This window comes from Methylocella silvestris BL2, assembly GCF_000021745.1.
Classification (GTDB): Bacteria; Pseudomonadota; Alphaproteobacteria; order Rhizobiales; family Beijerinckiaceae; genus Methylocapsa; species Methylocapsa silvestris.
This window is the reverse complement of record NC_011666.1, coordinates 3312184-3332397: the sequence shown is the minus strand read 5'-3', so window position 1 is coordinate 3332397 and position 20214 is coordinate 3312184. Positions and strand designations below refer to the sequence as shown.

Annotated in this window: 21 protein-coding genes and 1 riboswitch; of the genes, 13 read left to right on the top strand and 8 right to left on the bottom strand. The window is 62.8% G+C overall.

Annotated features, from left to right (window positions below):
• Window positions 1-18 precede the first annotated feature (18 nt).
• Together MSIL_RS15395 and thiD are read left to right on the top strand one after the other, a co-directional pair.
• Window positions 19-534: a DUF2937 family protein gene (locus MSIL_RS15395; protein WP_012591999.1), complete on the top strand. Its 516-nt coding sequence runs from the start codon at window positions 19-21 to the stop codon at window positions 532-534.
• A gap of 32 nt (window positions 535-566) precedes the next feature.
• Entirely contained in the window at window positions 567-1379 is an 813-nt protein-coding gene (gene thiD, locus MSIL_RS15390; RefSeq protein WP_012591998.1) for a bifunctional hydroxymethylpyrimidine kinase/phosphomethylpyrimidine kinase, read from the top strand.
• Window positions 1380-1388: 9 nt separating this feature from the next.
• Here thiD and MSIL_RS15385 read toward each other — a convergent pair whose 3' ends face one another.
• Entirely contained in the window at window positions 1389-1823 is a 435-nt protein-coding gene (locus MSIL_RS15385) for a DUF1810 domain-containing protein (RefSeq protein ID WP_012591997.1), read from the bottom strand.
• A gap of 169 nt (window positions 1824-1992) precedes the next feature.
• Here MSIL_RS15385 and MSIL_RS15380 point away from each other — a divergent pair, with 169 nt between their 5' ends.
• The 5 genes from MSIL_RS15380 (at window position 1993) to MSIL_RS21410 (ending at window position 6444) form a co-directional block, all read left to right on the top strand.
• Window positions 1993-3585: a peptide chain release factor 3 gene (locus MSIL_RS15380; protein WP_012591996.1), complete on the top strand. Its 1593-nt coding sequence runs from the start codon at window positions 1993-1995 to the stop codon at window positions 3583-3585.
• Between the two features lie 417 nt (window positions 3586-4002).
• The gene (locus MSIL_RS15375) at window positions 4003-4833 is read left to right on the top strand and encodes a hypothetical protein (protein ID WP_244406146.1); all 831 of its coding nucleotides are present in this window, start codon (window positions 4003-4005) and stop codon (window positions 4831-4833) included.
• Window positions 4833-5108 carry a hypothetical protein gene (locus tag MSIL_RS15370; protein ID WP_012591994.1) on the top strand — a complete coding sequence of 92 codons (276 nt, stop codon included), beginning with the start codon at window positions 4833-4835 and terminating at the stop codon, window positions 5106-5108. The genes MSIL_RS15375 and MSIL_RS15370 overlap by 1 nt, the downstream gene beginning before the upstream one ends.
• A 140-nt stretch (window positions 5109-5248) precedes the next feature.
• Window positions 5249-6178, top strand: coding sequence for a hypothetical protein (locus MSIL_RS15365; RefSeq protein ID WP_012591993.1), 930 nt, complete (start codon window positions 5249-5251; stop codon window positions 6176-6178).
• On the top strand, window positions 6175-6444 hold the full coding sequence (locus MSIL_RS21410) for a hypothetical protein (RefSeq protein ID WP_148213109.1): 270 nt from the start codon (window positions 6175-6177) through the stop codon (window positions 6442-6444). Before MSIL_RS15365 ends, MSIL_RS21410 begins: the two co-directional genes overlap by 4 nt.
• Window positions 6445-6850: 406 nt before the next feature.
• On the opposite strand, the gene ilvC is transcribed toward MSIL_RS21410, so the two are convergent.
• The 3 genes from ilvC to MSIL_RS15345 form a co-directional block, all read right to left on the bottom strand.
• Window positions 6851-7888, bottom strand: coding sequence for a ketol-acid reductoisomerase (ilvC, locus tag MSIL_RS15355; RefSeq protein ID WP_341871975.1), 1038 nt, complete (start codon window positions 7886-7888; stop codon window positions 6851-6853).
• 88 nt (window positions 7889-7976) lie between these two features.
• The gene (gene ilvN / locus MSIL_RS15350) at window positions 7977-8540 is read right to left on the bottom strand and encodes an acetolactate synthase small subunit (protein ID WP_012591990.1); all 564 of its coding nucleotides are present in this window, start codon (window positions 8538-8540) and stop codon (window positions 7977-7979) included.
• A 5-nt stretch (window positions 8541-8545) separates the two neighbouring features.
• Window positions 8546-10303, bottom strand: a complete 1758-nt coding sequence (locus MSIL_RS15345) for an acetolactate synthase 3 large subunit (RefSeq protein WP_012591989.1) — start codon at window positions 10301-10303, stop codon at window positions 8546-8548.
• Between the two features lie 325 nt (window positions 10304-10628).
• Here MSIL_RS15345 and MSIL_RS15340 point away from each other — a divergent pair, with 325 nt between their 5' ends.
• The 3 genes from MSIL_RS15340 to MSIL_RS15330 all read left to right on the top strand — a co-directional run bounded on the left by MSIL_RS15340 (window position 10629) and on the right by MSIL_RS15330 (window position 13107).
• A complete protein-coding gene (locus MSIL_RS15340; RefSeq protein ID WP_012591988.1) occupies window positions 10629-11375 on the top strand; it encodes a haloacid dehalogenase type II in 747 nt (248 codons plus the stop codon).
• Between the two features lie 196 nt (window positions 11376-11571).
• The gene (locus MSIL_RS15335) at window positions 11572-12396 is read left to right on the top strand and encodes an RMD1 family protein (RefSeq protein ID WP_012591987.1); all 825 of its coding nucleotides are present in this window, start codon (window positions 11572-11574) and stop codon (window positions 12394-12396) included.
• A 429-nt stretch (window positions 12397-12825) separates the two neighbouring features.
• Window positions 12826-13107 (top strand): hypothetical protein, encoded by a 282-nt coding sequence (locus MSIL_RS15330; RefSeq protein ID WP_041368102.1) that lies wholly within the window; start codon window positions 12826-12828, stop codon window positions 13105-13107.
• A gap of 95 nt (window positions 13108-13202) precedes the next feature.
• On the opposite strand, the gene MSIL_RS15325 is transcribed toward MSIL_RS15330, so the two are convergent.
• Window positions 13203-13598, bottom strand: coding sequence for a hypothetical protein (locus tag MSIL_RS15325; protein WP_012591985.1), 396 nt, complete (start codon window positions 13596-13598; stop codon window positions 13203-13205).
• Between the two features lie 274 nt (window positions 13599-13872).
• On the opposite strand from MSIL_RS15325, the gene MSIL_RS15320 reads away from it, so the two are divergent.
• Window positions 13873-14265 (top strand): CidA/LrgA family protein, encoded by a 393-nt coding sequence (locus tag MSIL_RS15320; protein WP_012591984.1) that lies wholly within the window; start codon window positions 13873-13875, stop codon window positions 14263-14265.
• A complete protein-coding gene (locus MSIL_RS15315; protein ID WP_012591983.1) occupies window positions 14262-14975 on the top strand; it encodes an LrgB family protein in 714 nt (237 codons plus the stop codon). The genes MSIL_RS15320 and MSIL_RS15315 overlap by 4 nt, the downstream gene beginning before the upstream one ends.
• Window positions 14976-15009: 34 nt before the next feature.
• Here the strand turns inward: MSIL_RS15315 and MSIL_RS15310 are convergent, their stop codons facing one another.
• From MSIL_RS15310 to MSIL_RS15300, 3 genes are all read right to left on the bottom strand, one after another.
• On the bottom strand, window positions 15010-16017 hold the full coding sequence (locus tag MSIL_RS15310; RefSeq protein ID WP_012591982.1) for a zinc-dependent alcohol dehydrogenase family protein: 1008 nt from the start codon (window positions 16015-16017) through the stop codon (window positions 15010-15012).
• Window positions 16018-16087: 70 nt separating this feature from the next.
• A complete protein-coding gene (locus MSIL_RS15305) occupies window positions 16088-16525 on the bottom strand; it encodes a nucleoside deaminase (protein WP_012591981.1) in 438 nt (145 codons plus the stop codon).
• On the bottom strand, window positions 16522-17994 hold the full coding sequence (locus MSIL_RS15300; RefSeq protein ID WP_083772253.1) for an acetyl-CoA hydrolase/transferase family protein: 1473 nt from the start codon (window positions 17992-17994) through the stop codon (window positions 16522-16524). The genes MSIL_RS15305 and MSIL_RS15300 overlap by 4 nt, the downstream gene beginning before the upstream one ends.
• A 214-nt stretch (window positions 17995-18208) precedes the next feature.
• A riboswitch (TPP riboswitch) is annotated at window positions 18209-18308 on the top strand.
• A 69-nt stretch (window positions 18309-18377) separates the two neighbouring features.
• On the opposite strand from MSIL_RS15300, the gene thiC reads away from it, so the two are divergent.
• The gene (thiC, locus tag MSIL_RS15295) at window positions 18378-20207 is read left to right on the top strand and encodes a phosphomethylpyrimidine synthase ThiC (RefSeq protein WP_012591979.1); all 1830 of its coding nucleotides are present in this window, start codon (window positions 18378-18380) and stop codon (window positions 20205-20207) included.
• Window positions 20208-20214 lie beyond the last annotated feature (7 nt).

The window sequence follows — 20214 nt, the reverse complement described above, 5'->3', positions numbered from 1 at the left end:
ACAATCGAGGGCGCTGCAATGCTGAGGTCACGGCTCGCTCTTTTCTTCGGGATTGTGACCGGCGTCGCCGCGTCGCAAATCCCAGAATACGCCCAGCAATACCGCCAGCGGCTTGGCGGCGCGATCGACGAATTGCAGACGATCGTCACAACCTTCGACGACGACAGCGCGCGTCAGGGGCTCAGCGAGGACGAAGGGATCGCGCGGCTGCTCGCCAGCAAAGACGAATTCGTCAGCGGCCGCGGCGTCCAGATGAAGGATGTCTCTGCGCGACTCCAGAAGCTGACCCGCTCCAATGAGGCCATGGCGCAAGCAGGGCCGATCGGACGCTTGACGGCGCTTGCGGCCGACTTCGATCCCTTGATCGCACGCCGGGCCTATGCCAGCTTCGAGCCTGCGGTTCCGGTGACGGGCGAAGGCTTTGCGCTCGGCGGCCTTGGCTTCGTCGCCGGCTTCGGCGTCTGGCAAATTCTGTCCGCGCCGTTCCGCCGCCGCGGACGCAGCCGCCCGAAGTCAGCCGCCCTGCAGCGCTGACGCCTTGCCCGGCAGTCGGCAGAGAGCACAATATGACGCCCAACATCCTCTCGATCGCCGGCTCGGACCCAAGCGGCGGCGCGGGGATTCAGGCCGACCTCAAGACATTTTCGGCGCTCGGCTGCTACGGCATGGCGGCGATCACGGCGCTGACGGCGCAGAACACGCGCGGCGTCGGGGCGGTCCATGTTCCGCCCGCCGATTTCGTTGCGGCGCAAATTGACGCGATTTTTGACGATATCACCGTCGCGGCGGTCAAAATCGGCATGCTCGGCTCGGCGGCCGTCGTCGAGGCTGTGGCCGACAGGCTGGCTTTTTACAAGCCGCCGGCCATCGTGTTGGATCCGGTGCTCGCCGCGACGAGCGGCGACACGCTCGCCGGCGAGGGAGTCGAACAGGCGATCGTCGCCCGCCTGTTTCCGCTGGCCACGCTTGTGACGCCAAACCTCAACGAAGCATGGCGCCTCTCCGGCGCGCCGCGCCCGTTCGGTCCGGCTCAGATGCGCGAGGCGGCGGACCGCCTCGTTCGGCTCGGCGCCAAAGCCGTGCTGATCAAGGGCGGCGACGCCGGAGGCGAGACATCGGAGGATTTTTTCCTCGACGGCGCGACTGAGGAAATCCTCTCCGCCCCCCGCGTCAACACCCGCAACACCCATGGCACGGGGTGCACGCTGTCTTCTGCGATCGCCGCCTTTCTCGGCCGCGGCCTGCCGCTTCTCGACGCCGTCGCCGCCGCCAAAGCCTATCTCACCGGCGCGCTCGGCGCCGCCGCCGCCCTGAATGTGGGAACGGGACAAGGCCACGGGCCGACCCACCATTTCTTCGCGCTCTGGCCGAAAGCCTGAGGCCACGCGTCAAAGCCGCTCCAGCGTCGCCTGATCCCGTTCGCCGCCGAAATATTTGTCCAAAGCCTCGCGGAACACGCGATTTTCCTCCGCCGTTGCGGCGAATAGCGTCATCGACGACTGGAATTTCAGCGTGTCGGGATAGCCGAAAATCTCCGCCGCCGAACGCCCTTCGACCACGTTGACGATTTCGGCGCAGCTTTTGAGCCTTGGCCCCAGAATCACGTCGCGCAGATAGGCTTGCGCCTCCGCGCGCCCGGAGACCGCATAGCGCTGCGCCATCGCGCTCGATCCGAGCCCGGCGATCTGCGGAAAGATGAACCACATCCAATGCGTCGCCTTGCGCCCGCGCCGGAGCTCGGCGCAGGCCCGCTCGAAGACGCCCTCCTGCGCCTCGACGAAACGGCGCAGATCGAACGGATCGTCGGGATCCGGTTGCGCCATGGCCGCTCTCCTCGATTTACGCCGCGTCAATGCCCGCTTCGGCGGCTCCGTTCGGGCGCCCCGAAACAATTGACATCGCCGCCGCCCCTTGCGACGTAGCGTCTGGTTTACGCCATGACGTTGGTCCGAAAAGTCTTGCTGCTTTTCGGCGTCATGCTCAAACAGGCTCATGAACGCTTCCGATCCCCAGCTTAAAGACCCCGTGGCGCGGCGGCGCACCTTCGCCATCATCTCCCACCCTGACGCCGGCAAGACGACGCTCACCGAAAAGCTGCTGCTGTTCGGCGGCGCGATCCAGCTCGCCGGCGAGGTGCGCGCCAAGGCGAACCGCCGCCAGACCCGCTCCGACTGGATGGGCATCGAGCGCGAGCGCGGCATCTCGGTCGTCACCTCCGTGATGACCTTCGAATATGGCGGCTGCGTCTATAATCTGCTCGACACGCCGGGCCATGAGGATTTCTCCGAAGACACCTATCGCACGCTGACGGCGGTCGATTCCGCCATCATGGTGATCGACGCGGCCAAGGGCATCGAGGCGCGCACGCGAAAACTGTTCGAAGTCTGCCGCCTGCGCGACATCCCCATCATCACCTTTATCAACAAGCTCGACCGCGAGACGCGCGACCCGTTCGATCTCATCGACGAGATTGAAAAGACGCTCGCCCTCGACGTCGCGCCGATGACCTGGCCGCTCGGCTCCGGCCGCGGTTTTAGGGGAACCTTCGACCTTGCGCGCAATCTCGTGCGCCAGATCGACCGCGACGGCGAGCCTGTCTCGGTCAATGGCCCCGACGATCCTTTCATCAAGAATCTCCTCGGCGAGACGGAGTTCGAGATCGTGCGCGAGCAGATCGAACTCGCGCGCGGCGGGCTCAAGCATTTTGACCGCAAGGCGTTTCTCGAAGGCCATTTGACGCCGACCTTTTTCGGCAGCGCGCTGCGCAATTTCGGCGTGCGCGATCTCATCGACGCGCTCCGCGACTTCGCGCCGCCGCCGCAGGGGCTCGAGACCGCCTCGCGAAAAGTCGACGCCCGCGAAGACAAGATGACCGGCTTCGTCTTCAAGATCCAGGCGAACATGGACCCGAACCACCGCGACCGCATCGCCTTCATGCGCGTCTGCTCGGGGAAACTCCGGCGCGGCATGAAGGCGAAGCTGGTTCGCACCGGCAAGAACATCGCGCTCAATGCGCCGCAATTTTTCTTCGCGCAAGATCGTCAGTTGGCCGAAGAGGCCTATGCCGGCGATGTCGTCGGCATTCCGAACCATGGCACGCTGCGCATCGGCGATACGCTGACAGAGGGCGAGGATCTCATCTTTCGCGGCGTGCCGAGTTTCGCCCCGGAAATTTTACGCCGCGTCAAAATCAGCGACGCAATGAAGGCGAAAAAGCTGCGCGAGGCCCTGAGCCAGATGGGCGAGGAAGGCGTCGTACAGCTGTTTCTGCCGAACGACGGCTCCGGCGCCATCGTCGGCGTCGTCGGCGCGCTGCAGCTCGACGTGCTGGCCGAGCGGCTCGAGGCCGAATATGGGCTGGGCGTCAGCTTCGAGCAGAGCCGCTTCGACTCCTGCCGCTGGATCGCAGCCTCCGCCGCCGAGCTCGACAAATTCGTGCGGGCGCATCCCTCGAGCATGGCGGTCGATCTCGACGGCGCCCCCGTCTTCATGGCCGCGTCGGCGTGGGATCTGAAATATGAACAGGACAAATGGCCCGAGGTGATTTTTTCGGACATCAAGGATTACCAGAAGGCCGCGGCCTGAGGCGCAAGTGAGAGCGCGCTGCCTCATCCTGAGGAGCGCCCGAAGGGCGCGTCTCGAAGGATGTCTGGAGCGCTGCATCCCGAGCCTGTCGCAAGGTGTGCGCCGGTCTTAGAAGGCCGCAGCCCGAGCCGGCCTCCCGCCCACGAAGCGTCGATCGCACAAGATTCGCTCCTGTTTTTGTTCATGGTTTGTTTTTGACACCCCGCCCCTGCGCGCTCACCCTGTCCGCCGGTGCAGGAGGGGATCTTGGTGGACGCGATCGAGCGGTTCGAGGCAGAATTTTGGGCGTTCAAGCGCCCCTTGCGCCGCCATCTGGAGATTGCCGAGGCCGGCGTCGTGCTTGGGGCGGACACCGTCCTCGCCCCTATGCGGCCTGGCGGCGAGGGCGCAGCGCTCGATCTTTCCGGCGAGGATCGCATGCTGGCGCTGCTGTGCGCCGGCTTTTTCACGCCGGTCGACGCGCGTATCCTTACAAAATTGCGCCGCGCCGGAGAGTTTTTCGCGAAGGGCGAAAAAGCGCTCGCACAGATTCATCTGGCGCAGCTCGGCCTGCCGCCGCTCCGCGCGGAACAGGCGCTCCGGCTCGCTCTCGCCGACCGGCTGATCGAAACCGGCTTCGACCCCGGCGCCCTGTGCAAAAGCCTTGGCTTCGACCTGCCGGCGGGACTGAAGAAATTCAACCCGGACCAGCCGCGCGACGAGCATGGCAGATGGACGAGCGGCGGCGCGGGCGTCGCCGAAGGCCGCTCGATCTCGCCCGGCGGCCCGCATGGCGGCGACAAGAGCGAAGAGGATAAGCTCGAAGATTTCAAGTCGAAATTCGAGGAGGATTCGCCGCAGGAGGATATCCAGCACGGCCGTCCGATCAACCCGCTGGGTCCGACGCCGGCGCCATTCGCCGGGCAACGGTCGGCGGGGGCGTCGGGGCCGAAGCCGGCCGACTTTGTCGGGCGGGATTTCGGAAAGTATGGGGTAGGAGTTGAGAAGCCGGACCTGAAAATCGGCTTTTGGAATGACCATGCAAAAGATCAAGCAAGGGAACGTATGTTGTCCGTAGATGAAATAAGAGATATTGTTGCCAATCCCCTGTTAGTTACGCGTCAATCAAATAGCAGATTTCTCTTTCTGAACGACAATGGCGCAGCAATTGTTGATGATAACGGACGCCTCGTGAGAAACTATGGTTCTTCAAATTTCAAACAAGGAATTCTAGATATCCTCAAGCGCATCCATTCTGGAGAAAGATAATGCAACATACGGATGACTCCGTGCTTGTTAGAAAAGTTCTTTTAGAAAATTGGGAGCCTATTGTATGCAATGAAATCCTTCCCGACGACGAATATGACATCTACATCCCGAAGCTTATTGCGTTTCTTGAAGCTGGCGCGTCGCGCGAGCGAATTATAGATTATCTGTTGTTTGTAGAGGGCGTCAGGATGGGCGTGGAAACGGATCACGAACGCGTTGCGAAAGTCGCTCACAATCTGATCGTGGCGTGGAAGCAGAGACATGCGGCAGCTTGATCTTTCACTTGGGACTCATGATCGGACGCTCCGTAGCCTCCCTGAGTTCCTGAAGAATTAGAAGCCGTTCCGCTCGCTCACTGTTGCTGAGCGACAAATTTGATTGCATAGGCAGGATATCGTCAAACTTCCGGGACGCGATGCCGAGGGTCTTGGCGCGGGTGCGGGAAACCGTTCTCACCCCGCTGCGGCGCGAGGGGCGTGGCGCAAGTCTAGATGTATCCGGCGAGGATCGCGCGCTGGCGCTACTGCGCGTCGGCTTTGCAGCGCCAGTCGACGCGCGCATCCTGTCAAAATTGCTCCGCGCCGGCAGACTTTTCGCCAAGGGCGAAAAAGCGCTCGCACAGATTCATCTGGCGCAGCTCGGCCTGCCGCAGATCAGCGCGGAACAGGCGTTCCGGCTTGCTCTCGCCGACCGGCTGATCGCAAACGGCTTCGATCCCGACGCGCTGTGCAAGAGCCTCGGCTTCGACCTGCCGGCGGGACTGAAGAAATTCGGCCCGGACCAGCCGCGCGACGACCATGGCAGATGGACGAGCGGCGCCGCGGGCGTCGCCGAAGGCCGCTCGATCTCGCCCGGCGGCCCGCATGGCGGCGACAAGAGCGAAGACGACAAGCTCGATGATTTCAAATCAAAGTTCGAGGAAGAATCGCTGCAGGCGGATGTGCAACACGGCCGCCCCATCGATCCGCTCGGCCCGCCGCCCTTCCCGTTTGCGGGGCCGCGGCCGGTTGGGGCGTCGGGGCCGAAGCCGGCGGACTTTGTCGGGCAGGATTTTGGGAAACTAGGAATAGGGGTTGAGAAACCAAACCTCAACATGGGACATTGGACAAGTCATGCCGAAATAAGGGTGCAAGGCCGAGGCGTATCGATGAACGATCTACAAGAGACAATTTCAGAACCTCTTTTAGTCCTGCGCCAATCACACGGCGGATTTTATTATCTTTCTGATAAAGCAGCCGTTGTTTTGGATAGGCAAGGCGATTTCGTTATGACCTATCCAGCGTCCCATTTCGATGAAAGAATCAAGAGCATTCTAGAAATGATTCACGGAAGGGCAGGAAAGTGAACGATAGCGAAAAATTCTCGATTGTTCGTACAATTCTGTTACGGGACTGGGATCCGATCATTGTGGGAGACAACCCGCATCTCATCGACGAATATGATCATTATATTCCGGGGATCATAGAACTTCTTGATAGGCGTTGCAGCGCCGAGAGCATTGAAAGACATCTTCGGCAAATTGAAGCAAATGCAATGGGCCTAACTCCTCCGCTGGAGCAAGCTCACCGGGCGGCCCGCAATCTCGTTTCCTTCTGGAATGCAGCGGCGTAGGAACAGCCGTTCCGGCTCACTCTCGCCGACCGGCTGATCGCAAACAGTTTCGATCCCAGCGCGCTGTACAAGAGCCTCGGCTTCGACCTGCCGGCGGGACTTGGGAAATTCAACCCCGACCAGCCGCGCGACGAGCACGGCAGATGGACGAGCGGCGGCGCGGGCGGTGTCGAGGAAGGCCGCTCCGTGTCGCCCAGCGGCCCGCATGGCGGCGACAAGAGCGAAGACGACAAGCTCGAGGATTTCAAATCGAAGTTCGAGGAAGACTCGCCGTAGGCGGATGTGCAACACGGCCGCCCCATCGATCCGCTCGGGCTCGGCGCCGGTTCCGTTCGCCGACACACGGCTCGCCGCCTGGGCAACGCAACAAGGCGTCGCGCCGTTACGCGCGCCGCCTTGCCAACCCTCAGTTCTTCGCTTTATCCACCAGCTTGTTGGCGCCGATCCAGGGCATCATGGCGCGGAGCTTTGCGCCGACTTCCTCGATCTGATGCGAGGCCGCCTTGGCCCGCGTCGCCTTGAATGAGGTCTGGTTGACCTTGTTCTCCAGCATCCAGTCGCGTGTGAATTTGCCGGACTGGATGTCGGTCAGCACTCGCTTCATTTCGGCTTTCGTCTCCGGCGTCACGATGCGCGGGCCGGTGACATATTCGCCATATTCTGCGGTGTTGGAGATCGAATAATTCATGTTGGCGATGCCGCCCTCATAGATGAGGTCGACGATAAGTTTTACTTCGTGCAGGCATTCGAAATAGGCCATTTCCGGCGCGTAGCCGGCCTCGACCAACGTCTCGAAGCCGCCGCGGATCAGCTCGACAAGGCCGCCGCAGAGCACGACCTGCTCGCCGAACAGATCCGTCTCGCATTCTTCGCGGAACGTCGTCTCGATGATGCCCGCGCGTCCGCCGCCGATCGCTGAGGCGTAAGACAAGGCGATGTCATGGGCGTTGCCGGACGCGTCCTGCGCAATGGCGATGAGGCAGGGCACGCCCCCGCCGCGCTTATATTCCGAGCGCACCGTATGGCCGGGCCCTTTTGGGGCGACCATGGCGACGTCGAGGTCCTTGCGCGGCTCGATCAGGTTGAAGTGAATGTTGAGGCCATGCGCGAACAACAGCGCCGCGCCCTGCTTCAGGTTCGGCGCCAGATGCTCGCTGTAGATGTCGCCCTGCAATTCGTCGGGGGTCAGCATCATCACCACATCGGCCCATTTGGCGGCGTCGGCGACGCTCAGGACTTTCAGCCCTTCTCCAGCCGCCTTGGCGGCAGTCGCGGACCCTTCGCGCAGCGCGACGCTGACGTCCATGACGCCGGAATCGCGAAGGTTCAACGCATGCGCGTGACCCTGGCTGCCATAACCGATAATGGCGACCTTCTTCGACTTGATGAGATTGATGTCGGCATCCCGATCATAATAGACGCGCATGACGTGACGTTTCCTCAAAAACTGCCGCAAACGTTGCGGACGATGTACGAATAGGATGAGGGGCTTTTTAAGCGCCCGCGCCGCTTTGTCAAAGCAACCGCAAAGCTCACATCGCCTGCGGTCCGCGCGCGATGGCGGCGACGCCCGTGCGCGAAACCTCGACGAGGCCGATCGGCCGCATCAGCTCGACGAACTGGTTGATTTTCGCGGCGGCGCCGGTGAGCTCGAATACAAAACTTTCGATCGAGGCGTCGACCACCCGCGCCCGGAACGCGTCGGCGAGCCGCAGCGCCTCCTCGCGGTCCTGGCCCCGTCCGGCAACCTTGATCATCGCCAGCTCGCGCTCGACGGAATCGCCGCGCAGCGTCAGATCGGTCACCTTGTGAATCGGCACGAGCCGCTCCAGCTGATGGCCGATCTGCTCGATCGCAACCGGCGTCCCGGAGGTGACGATGGTGATGCGCGAGAGATGCTCCGACTGCACCACTTCGGCGACGGTCAGGCTCTCGATGTTGTAGCCGCGGCCGGAAAACAGGCCGACGACGCGGGCGAGCACGCCCGGCTCATTGTCGACCAGCACCGAGAGCGTATGCGTCTCGATGTTGGATTTGCCGATGGCCGAGGAATAGGGCGAAAGAGGCGCGGAGGGGGGGACGGTCACAGCGTTCATGTCTCTCAAACCAGCATCTTGCCGGCCGCGTCGATCACGGCCTCTATATCGTCTTCGTCGGGCATCAGCATTTCATTATGGGCCTTGCCCGAGGGAATCATCGGTAGGCAGTTTTCGGTCTTGTCGACAATGCAGTCGAACACCACGGTACGCGGCGAATCGATCATCTCGATGATGGCGTCATCGAGACTTGCGGGGTCCGAGCAGCGGATGCCTTGCGCGCCATAGGCTTCGGCGAGCTTGACGAAATCCGGCAGCGCCTCCGAATAGCTCTGCGACAGGCGTCCGCCATGCAGCAGCTCCTGCCATTGCCTGACCATCCCCATATATTCATTGTTGAGGATGAAGATCTTGACCGGCAGGCGGAATTGTATGGCGGTCGACAGCTCCTGGATGTTCATCAGAATCGAAGCTTCGCCCGCGATGTCGACGACGAGCGCGCCCGGATGGGCGATCTGCGCGCCGATCGCCGCCGGCAGGCCGTAGCCCATCGTGCCGAGCCCGCCGCTGGTCATCCAGCGGTTCGGCTCCTCGAAATGATAATGCTGCGCCGCCCACATCTGATGCTGGCCGACTTCCGTCGTAATGTAGGTGTCGCGATTCTTCGTCAGCTCATACAGGCGCTGCACCGCATATTGCGGCTTGATCACCGCGCTCGACTGCTTGAAGGAGAGCGACTTGCGCGCGCGCCATTTGTTAATCTCCTGCCACCAGCGGGTCAGCGCCGCTTCGTCGGGCGCCGATTTCCGCGCGCGATAGGCGTCTAACATCTGCCGCAGCACATGGGCGCAATCGCCGATAATGCCGAGATCGATCTTGACGTTCTTGTTGATCGAGGAGGGATCGATGTCGATGTGGATCTTCTTCGAGCCGGGCGAGAAAGCGTCGAGCCGGCCGGTGATGCGGTCGTCGAAACGCGATCCGACGGCGATCATGAGATCGCAATCATGCATGGCGTTATTGGCCTCGAACGTCCCATGCATGCCAAGCATGCCGAGCCATTTGTCGCCCGAAGCCGGATAGGAGCCGAGGCCCATCAGGGTAGAGGTGATCGGAAAGCCGGTCAGCTCGACGAGCTCGCGCAGGAGGCGCGAGGCTTCCGGCCCCGAATTGATCACGCCGCCGCCCGTGTAAAAAACCGGCCGACGCGCCGCAAGCATCATGGTGACGGCGTGCTCGATCTTCTCGGCGTCGCCGTCGAGCCTCGGCTTATAGGTCTTGTGCTCGATCTTGTGCGGGCCGAAGTAATCGCCAAGCGCGAATTGAACGTCCTTCGGGATGTCGATGACGACGGGACCGGGGCGGCCCGTCTGCGCGACGTAGAACGCCTCATGCAGAACGCGCGGCAGGTCCTCGATCGAACGCACGAGGTAATTATGCTTGGTGCAATGGCGAGTGATGCCAACCGTGTCGCATTCCTGGAACGCGTCGGAGCCGATGAGATGCGTCGGAACCTGTCCGGTGATGCAAACCAGCGGGATCGAATCCATCAACGCGTCGGTGAGGCCGGTGATGGCGTTGGTCGCGCCGGGCCCCGAGGTCACGAGAACGACGCCGACCTTGCCGCTCGAGCGCGCATAGCCCTCCGCCGCATGGGCCGCGCCCTGCTCATGGCGCACCAGCACGTGAACGATCTGGTTCTGATGGAACAGGGCGTCATAGATCGGCAGCACCGCGCCGCCCGGATAGCCGAAGATACTGTCGACGCCCTGGTCCTGCAGCGCCCGGACGACCATCTCGGCTCCGGTGATCAAATTCGACATGCTCAGCTCCGGAATGCTTATCCGATCTTCGGTCGATCGGATCCTCGACAAGGCCTCAAGCCCTTGAACGCCTCCCGCGCGGCGCAGGCTTGCGGACAATAAAAAAGGCCCCTAAGGGCCTCGGACGCGCGCCAGCTCGGGAACTCGGAGTTATCTCCGTCCCAACCCCGACGCGCAAGTTACGATGAGAGAAAATTTCACGTTTATTCCTCAAATAGGAGGCCGGTTCTATAGCCGAGGGCCGGCTTGGCGTCAATGATCTTTCCGCGGCCGGCCGATCCGCCGCGGCGAAAGGTTCGAAGCCGCCTGCTGTGGGGGATCTTTCATGCCTGATGCGTCGCTGCTTGGCGCGAACGTCAAAGCGCTCTTTTTCGACGTCTTCGGCACGCTGGTCGATTGGCGCAGCGGCGTCGCGCGCGAGGCCGAGGCCATCCTGGGTCCGCTTGGCTATCGCCTCGATTGGCCGGCCTTCGCGGACGCCTGGCGCGGCGAGTACCAGACCGGTCTGGAGGACGTCCGCTCCGGGCGGATCGCCTTCGCCAAGCTCGATGTGATCCATCGCCGCAACCTCGATCGCATCCTGCCGCGCTTCGGCCTGGAGGGCGCTCCCGAGGCCGCGCTGGGAGAACTCAATCTCGCCTGGCGCCGGCTTGACGCATGGCCGGACGTCGCGGCTGGCCTTGGAGTGTTGCGCGAGGCGTTCCTGATCGCGCCCGTGTCGAACGGCAATATTTCGCTTCTCGTGGCGCTGGCGCGCCGCAATGGCTTTCCCTTCGACGCCATCCTCGGCGCGGAGATCGCCCGCGCTTACAAGCCGGCGCCCGAGGCTTATCTTGCGGCCGCCGCGGCGTTTGACTTGCCGCCGTCGGCCTGTTTGATGGTCGCGGCCCATAGCGATGATCTGTCTGCTGCGGCCGCCTGCGGCCTCAGGACCGCGCATATCGCCCGACCGCTCGAATTCGGGCCCGGCGGGGAGGGCGAGAGTGCGCCAAAGACGCGGACAGACCTCGCCGCCGCCGACATCGGCGATCTCGCGCGGCTTTTGAGGGCGACGGAAGAAAGCAAGCCTTGAGCGGCTGCGTGCGGGGCGCCGCACAAAAATGTCATGGAATGCGGCTATGCATTCGGCCCATCGCGCTGCCCCAGCTAGAGCGGACGGCGTCTTTTCGGCCTGCGCCGGGGCAGGCCCGCTTCAAACTATTGATCTGGCGTCATTTCTGATTCGTCGGACGATTTCATCCGGCCGGAAAGAGCGCTAGGCTCAAGTCATGACCAACGCTGATCGACCCCTCCCTACTGCTTCAGACGTGCGGCGCGTCACCGCCCGAGCGCTCCTGCTCGGCGACCGCATCGACGCCGCAGGCCTCGAACGCTCCGACACGATCTCGACCAATCCGCTCGCCTTCCACGCCGGGAGCAACGGCCTTGTGGCGCTCTACCGGTTCGGCGTCGCCGTCATGATCGGCCTCTCCCCGCTGGAAGAAGACGACGTCCTGACGCAGGTGAAACTGCGCGTGTCGGGACGCCACGAACATATTGACGATGAGATGGTCGTCCTCGAAATCGCCGCCCAGTTCGACGACAGGATCGACCCCGAAGGCTCGATCTTGATGAAGGACGGGGCGCCCGAGCGCCTTCTCGTCGTCGCCGACGCGCTCGCCAAAAGCGTCTCGCTCGGGCGCGACGAGCGCGAGGTCAACGCCGTGTTCGATATTGTCGAACCGTTTGCGGCGAGCCTCGCCCGCACGGGGCGCCCGCCCTGGAAGCGCCGATCCATGCTGAAGCTGATCGGACAGACGCTGCTGGTGCAGCATCGCGTCTCAGGCCGGGTCGCCGTCGAGGAAAAGCCCGACGTTCTTTGGGATCGCCCCGATCTCGAGCGTCTCTATGCCCGCCTCGAAGACGAATATGAGCTGAAGGAACGCGCCGAAACCTTGAAGAACAAGCTCGACATGATCGTCGAGACCGCGCGAATCCTGACCGACATCCTCGACGCCGACCGCGCGACTCGGCTCGAGGCGACGATCGTGATCCTGATCGTTGCTGAAATTCTTCTCACCATCGGCCAGTTGATCTTTTTCAGGCCGCACTAGTTTCACATAAAAGAGCCGGCCGGCGTCCTTCCTTGTTTCATGAACCACATGAACAATCAGGCGGAACATTTGAGGCTGCGCATAGCGCTGTGACGCGTTTGCCGGATCGGCGCGAGCCATACGTTGGTATGATGCGGCAAGCCAAAAAAATCTGGCGTCTTCATGCACAGGGCGACGCCTCTCCTCGTCCAGCCTAGCAGCGATCCGGATGAATGATAGCCGAGGCCGTATGGCGGTCTGTTGGCCGTTTGGTCAGTCCGGCGCGTTGGTTCGACCCAAACACATTCCGGGGATCACGGCACTAAACCTATGTATGAGTTGATGACTTTGCGAAATGCCGGCATTCCTTACTACACAACAAGCGCATGGGCGTAGCTTAAATTCCTTAGCGCTTGCTGCATCAACAGCAACACGGTCAAACGGAGAACGATGATGAACATCAACAAGGGTTTATTTGTAGTCGGATGCCTGTTCGCCTACGGCGTCGCGGCTCCGCTCGCCAGCGCCGCCCCCGGCCAGCGTCTGATTGACAGGCTTGACGGGAATTCAGCGCCGGTTGTCGCGGCGCCCGACATTTCGCAGGCGGAGCAGAGCCTCATCTCGCGCAGCGAGCGGACCGGCAGTTTCGGCCCCTACCGTGGCCAGGACAACATCTCGAAGATTTTTCGGCAGACCGAAGGTCTGAGCATGAGTGAAATGGCCGGTCTTTGACGCCCCAGTAAAGTTGGCGGCGCGCCGATCCTCAGCGACGCCGCCGACCTTCAGCCTCACCCGCCATGCTCGACACACAATTTCTTGTCGAGCAATCAACTGCGGCCATAGCGGGCGTCATAATCGGTGAGGCGCCTGGCGACGATCGCGGACCGATCAAGCGCCGCGGCGTAAGCCTCTCCGCGCCGCGCGGTCACCGCGGCGGCGGCGCCTGCGCTCTCGGCTTCCCCGACGTCACGCGCCGCGTCTTCAACCGCCTCCCAGGCGGCGGCGGCTTCCTCCATCAAATCGGCCCTTCGGCGTTTCGATCGCTCGCGCGCAAAATAGCCGTAGACGAGCGCGCCGAGAAACGCCGCAGGCGCCGAAAAGACGATCGGGACGGCAAACCATCGATCGGCGATCGCGAAAGCCGCGATCCAAAGCGCGATCGGCCCCCAGTCGCGCCAGGCCGCCGAAAGGGAGGCGATGGATTTCGGCTTCATAGCGATCAACCCGGTCGCTCCAATTTCGTCACGGACAGCCTTTTCAAGGCGCAAGCGCCGGCGTCGAGGCCTTTTGAGACGCCCGCGCAAGACCTGCAAGCCTATCGGCAAGGGCTGGCGTTGCTGCTATCGTTCGAGGGTCCCGGATCGAGGCCGCCCTCACATGCGGCGCGACGTGTCTCCCGCTTCTTACGGCGACACGTGCCCGCGAGGCAAGGCGGCTCGATTTACGCATCGCCAAAGGTCCCGCTGATCGCGGCCCCGGAAAAGGAGCGCTAAAGCCATGGTGCGCGGCTTCGTCCTGCTCCTTATGTGCCAGCTTGCGGGCGAAGCGTTTTCGCGCGCGCTGGGGCTGCCGGTGCCCGGCCCGGTGCTCGGCCTCGTTCTTCTTTTTCTTGGGCTGCAATATTATCAGCGGATCAGCGGCCTCGATCGGACGGAGGTCGGCGAAAGCGACGTCGGGCGTGTCGCTGACGGCCTTTTGCAAAATCTCGCGCTGTTATTCGTCCCGGCGGGGGTCGGCGTGGTGCAGCACCTCAAGCTCATCGAGGACCACGGCCTCGCCATCGCGGTGGTTCTGATCGGATCGACGGCGATCACGCTCATCGTCACCGTTCTTGTCTTTGTCGCCGTCGCCCGCTGGGTGAGCGAAGCCTCCGGGGAGTCAAAGCCATGACGGCGCCCTTCAGCCTTTGGGTCTATCTTTCAACCACGCCTCTTTTGTGGCTGACCGTGACCTTGCTCGCCTGGCTTGCAGCGGACGCGCTGGCGCGTCTTTCGAAACGCAATCCGCTGGTCAATCCCGTGCTGATCGCCGTCATCTTCGTGGCGGCGCTGCTGATGCTGACCGGGACCGACTACAAGGTCTATTTTAACGGCGCGCAATTCGTGCATTTCCTGCTCGGACCGGCGACGGTGGCGCTTGCCGTGCCGCTCTATCGCAACTGGCCGCTGGTGCGGCGCTATCTGCTGCCGATGGCCGCCGCTCTCCTCGTTGGATCGGCGACAGCCCTCGCCTCGACGCTGACGATCGCGCTCGCATTCGGATTGCCGCGGGATATTCTTGCCTCGCTCGCGCCAAAATCGGTGACCGCGGCGGTCGCCATGGCGATCTCCGAGCAACTCGGCGGGGTTCCGGCCCTCACCGCCGTGCTGGTGATCTCCACGGGGATTATCGGAGCGGTCATGGTGACGCCCCTGATGAATGCGATGCGCATCCGCAATTTTGCCGCGCGAGGGTTTGCCGTCGGCCTCGTCTCGCATGGCATAGGCACAGCCCGCGCATTTGCGGTGGATTCCGTCGCCGGCACGTTTTCGGGCATAGCGATGGGGCTCAACGCAGTGATGACCGCGCTGATCGCGCCCATTTTTCTTCTTCTCATGTAAATGCCGAGCGGCGGCGAATCGCCGCTCGGCGCGATCAAAAGCTCAAGCAGATCTTGCCGAAATGCCTGTTGCTTTCCTGATGGCGAAAGGCCGCGACGATCTCCTCCAGCGCAAAGCTTTTGTCGATGATCGGCTTCATGCCGGCAGCGTCGATGGCGCGGATCATCTCGATTTGATGCTTGCGGCTGCCGACGATCAATCCTTGCAGGCGCAATTGCCGGACCAGCGCCGGCAGCAGCGGGATCTCGCCGGCGACGCCGGTCAGAATGCCGATCACCGAAATATGGCCGCCCACGCGCGCCGCCGTCATAGATTGTTCGAGCGTCAACGGGCCGCCAACCTCGACGACATGGTCGACGCCCCGCCCGCCCGTGAGCCGGCGCGCCGTCTCTCCCCAGGCCGAGTCGGTCTTGTAATTAATCACATGGTCCGCGCCCATCGCCTTGAGCCGTTCGAGCTTTTCATCACTCGACGAGGTTGCAATGACGCGCGCGCCCGCGAGCTTTGCAAATTGCAGCGCAAAGATCGAGACGCCGCCGGTCCCCTGCACGAGAACGACGTCGCCAGGTTTGAGCGAGTCGTCGACAAAGAGCGCGCGCCACGCTGTCAGGCCGGCGGTGGTCAAGGTCGCCGCTTCGACGTGGCTGTAGCCTTTCGGCGCATGGGTGAAGGCCGTCGCCGGAAGCGTGACGATCTCGCGCGCGTAGCCGTCGACGCCGTCGCCGGGAACCGTGGCAAAGCTGTCGACGATCGGCTCGTCCTCGAGCCAGGTCGGGAAGAAGGTGCTGACGACATGATCGCCGACGGCGAATTCGGTCACATCGGGGCCGACCGCGGAGACTTCGCCGGCGCCGTCCGCCATGGGGATGCGCCGCTCGGACGGCCCCCAAACGCCGCTTACAACCACGTAGTCATGGTAGTTCAGCGAGCAGGCGTGCAGCTTTACGGTGATTTCGCCGCTTTTTGGCGCGGCGGCCTCGGTTGCGCCGACCACCACGTGGTCAAACCCGCCGCCGATTTCGACGAATATGGCTTTCGCCATTTGATGCTCCTCCCAGCTTGTCTTGTTGATTCGTCCCGTTCCCGCTCTTGCGGGACCGCGTGAATTTGATCTAGTCGAACAACGCCATCGCCTCGTCGGCCAACAGGCCGCCCTCGATGCAGATCTCCGTGAAAGACGCGCGGCGAGCAAGATCGCGGCACGGCGTCTCGATCTGTCCGATCCGCTGCGCCAATTGCTCGATCGAGGCGGCGTAGACCAGCCGCCCGACGCCACACCAGATGATCGCGCCCATGCACATCGGGCACGGCTCGCCGGTGGCGTAAAGCGTCGAATCCCGGAGCCGCGCGGCGCCATAGGCGGCGATGACGCCGCGCAGCGCCACCATTTCCGCATGCGCCGTTGGATCATCATTGGTCTCGCCGAGATTGCGGCCGGTGGCGATGGTTTCGCCATCTTGCGCGATCAGCGCGCCAAAGGGAAAATCGCCCAGCGCCGCTTCTTTCAGCGCCGCGCGCATGAAGCGCTCGTCGGTCGCGCGCGAAATCATGCGCGCATCGTCCCGGTTTTGATGAAGCGCTGATGCCAGGACAGCGCCTCATCAAGCAAACAGGGAGCATGTCGCCCGTAGGAGGACTCCCCGGCCCGGGCAAAATAGTCGAAAAGTCCCGGCCGGTAGTCGGGATGGGCGCAGTTCTGAATGATGACGCGGGCGCGCTGCCTCGGCGAAAGACCGCGCAGATCGGCCAACCCCTGCTCCGTGACCAGGATCTGCACATCCTGCGGGATATGATCGACATGGCTCGCCATCGGCACGATCGAGGAGATCGCGCCGCCTTTCGCCGTCGATTGCGTCATGAAGATCGATACATAGGCGTTGCGCGCGAAATCGCCGGACCCGCCGATGCCATTCTGGATCCGCGATCCCATGACATGGGTCGAATTGACCGAGCCGTAGATATCCGCCTCGATCAACCCATTCATCGCGATACAGCCGAGGCGGCGGACCAGCTCGGGATGGTTGCTGATTTCCTGCGGGCGCAGCAGCATCTTGTCGCGGAACTTCGCCAGATTGGCGTTGAGGAAAGCCGCTGCGTCCGGGCTCAGCGAGAAAGCCGTCGCTGAGGCAAAGCGAAGCTTTCCAGCGGCAAGGAGGTCCAGCATGCCGTCCTGGATCACTTCCGTAAAAGAGGTCAAATCCTCGAATGGGCTCTCGAGCAAGCCTGTCAGCACGGCGTTGGCGACATTGCCGACGCCGGACTGGATCGGCAGCAAGGACGGCGGCAGACGCCCCCGCGCGACTTCGTGCCGGAAGAATTCGAGCAGATGGCCGGCGATCGCGCGGGCCGCGTCGTCGGGCGGCGCAAAGGGAAGATTGCGATCCGGCGCGCTGGTTTCGACGATGGCGACGACTTTGTCGGGATCGCAGCGGAAATAGGGCTCGCCGATGCGATCGTCTGGACGCAAAAGCGGAATGGGGACGCGATGCGGCGGCAGCATCGTTCCATAATAGACGTCATGCATCCCGTCGAGCGCTTCATTCTGCCAGGCGTTGACCTCGAGAATGATCTTCTGCGCCCGGTCGAGCCATGTCTTGTTGTTGCCGATGGAGGAGGACGGAATCAGCGAACCATCCGGGCGCACGCCCGAAACCTCGATAATGGCGAGATCGAGCGGGCCGAGAAAACCCTGCCAGGCCATGGGCGCGACCTGACTAAGGTGCATGTCCATATAGTCCATCTCGCCGCGGTTTATTTTTTCGCGCAGGACCGGATCGGAGTTGAACGGCAGGCGGAATTCGATCGCGTCAGCTCTGGCGAGGGCGCCGTCCAGTTCCGGCCCCGTCGAGGCGCCAGTCCAGACGCTCACGCGAAACGGATCGCCAGCACCCCGGGCGGCGGCGGCCCGCTCGGCCAGAGCGGTCGGAACGGCCTTGGGATAGCCAGAGCCGGTAAAGCCGCTCATGCCGATCACCGATCCGGAGGGGATCAAAGACGCCGCGGCCTCAGCGCTCATCATTTTCGAACGCAGCTTTTGACACTCAATTCGCCCAAACCCGCTCAACGTCTCGCACTCCCGACAGATGCTTGAATTTCATTCGGCTTTATCCGCCGCTGGAGTCCTTGGCCATCAGCCCTATTGCATAGATCACGATAAAGTTCCCGTCGACCGCCTACGACTTTTGCGCCAGATCAAATCATCTTGCCGTGGACGGCGAGGCGCGCTAGGTTTGCAATTCGCCTTGGGGTGCTGCCGGAAACGGCGGCTGAGATCACACCCATTGAACCTGAATCTGGATAATGCCAGCGCAGGGATCGGCACTTCAGCAACGAGCGCCCCGTCTATCGCTCCGAGCGTCCGCCTCCTGCCAAAAACGTCAATCAATAGCGCGGAGGAGCGAAATGAACATCCACGACAAGCCGAAGAGCCTTCGTCCGGAAAGCGTGACCCAAGGGCCCATGGCCGGCTCGCGCAAGATCTATGTGCATCCGGACGGTCGCTCCGACATCGCCGTGCCGCTGCGTGAGATCACCCTCAATCCGTCCGCAAACGAGCCGCCGGTGCGCGTCTACGACGCCTCGGGACCCTATACGGAGTCCGAGCCCGCGATCGACCTTTCCGCCGGCTTGCCGCGCATCCGGGACCCTTGGCTGGCGAGGCGCGCGGGGCTCGACTTCTACTCCGGCCGCCCGGTTCAGCCGGAAGACAATGGTTCGGTGTCGCCGGACCGGCTCGCCCCGCCCTGCCCCGCCAACACCTCGCCGCGCAAGGGCCGGGACGGCGCGCTGGTGACGCAATATGAATTCGCCCGCGCAGGCGTGATCACCGAAGAAATGATCTATGTCGCGGCCCGCGAAAACCTTGGCCGAGAGGCGGTGCTGGAGGGCGCCGAAGCGAAAATCGCCGACGGCGAAAGTTTCGGCGCGTCGATCCCGGCCTTCATCACGCCGGAATTCGTGCGCGACGAGATCGCCCGCGGCCGCGCCATCATCCCCGCCAACATCAACCATCCCGAACTCGAGCCGATGATCATCGGCCGCAATTTTCTCGTGAAGGTCAACGCCAACATCGGCAATTCGGCGGTGACGTCGTCCGTCGCCGAAGAGGTCGAAAAGATGGTGTGGGCGATCCGCTGGGGCGCCGATACGGTGATGGATCTCTCGACGGGACGCAACATCCACAACATCCGCGACTGGATCATCCGCAACTCGCCAGCGCCGATCGGCACCGTGCCGATCTACCAGGCGCTGGAGAAGGTCAATGGCGATCCGACCAAACTGACATTCGAATTGTTCCGCGACACGCTGATCGAACAGGCCGAACAGGGCGTCGATTATTTCACGATCCACGCCGGCGTGCGGCTCGGCTATATTCCGCTGACGGCGAAGCGGACCACGGGCATCGTCTCGCGCGGCGGCTCGATCATGGCCCGCTGGTGCCTTGCCCATCACAAGGAAAGCTTCCTCTACGAGCGCTTCGACGAGCTCTGCGACGTCATGCGCGCCTATGACGTCTCCTTCTCGCTCGGCGACGGCTTGCGCCCGGGCTCGATCGCCGACGCCAACGACCGCGCCCAATTCGCCGAATTGGAGACGCTCGGCGAGCTGACCAAAATCGCCTGGGACAAGGGCTGCCAGGTGATGATCGAAGGGCCCGGCCATGTGCCGATGCACAAGATCAAGATCAACATGGAAAAGCAGCTGAAGGAATGTCACGAGGCGCCGTTCTACACGCTCGGGCCGCTGACAACGGACATTGCGCCAGGCTATGACCACATCACCTCCGGCATCGGCGCTGCGATGATCGGCTGGTTCGGCTGCGCGATGTTGTGTTATGTGACGCCGAAAGAACATCTCGGCCTGCCGGACCGCGACGACGTCAAGACAGGCGTCATTACCTACCGCATCGCCGCCCATGCCGGCGACCTCGCCAAGGGCCATCCGGCGGCGCAGCTGCGCGACGACGCGCTGTCGCGCGCGAGATTCGATTTCCGCTGGGAGGATCAGTTCAATCTCGGCCTCGATCCCGACACGGCGCGGCAGTTCCACGACGAGACGCTGCCGAAGGATGCGCATAAGACTGCGCATTTCTGCTCGATGTGCGGTCCGCAATTCTGTTCGATGAAGATCACGCAGGATATTCGCGACGAGGTCGCCGCGATGGAACGCGAGAAGGGCATGGCCGACAAGAGCGCCGAATTCCTGGACGGCGGCGGCAAGCTTTACGTTTAAGGCGCGA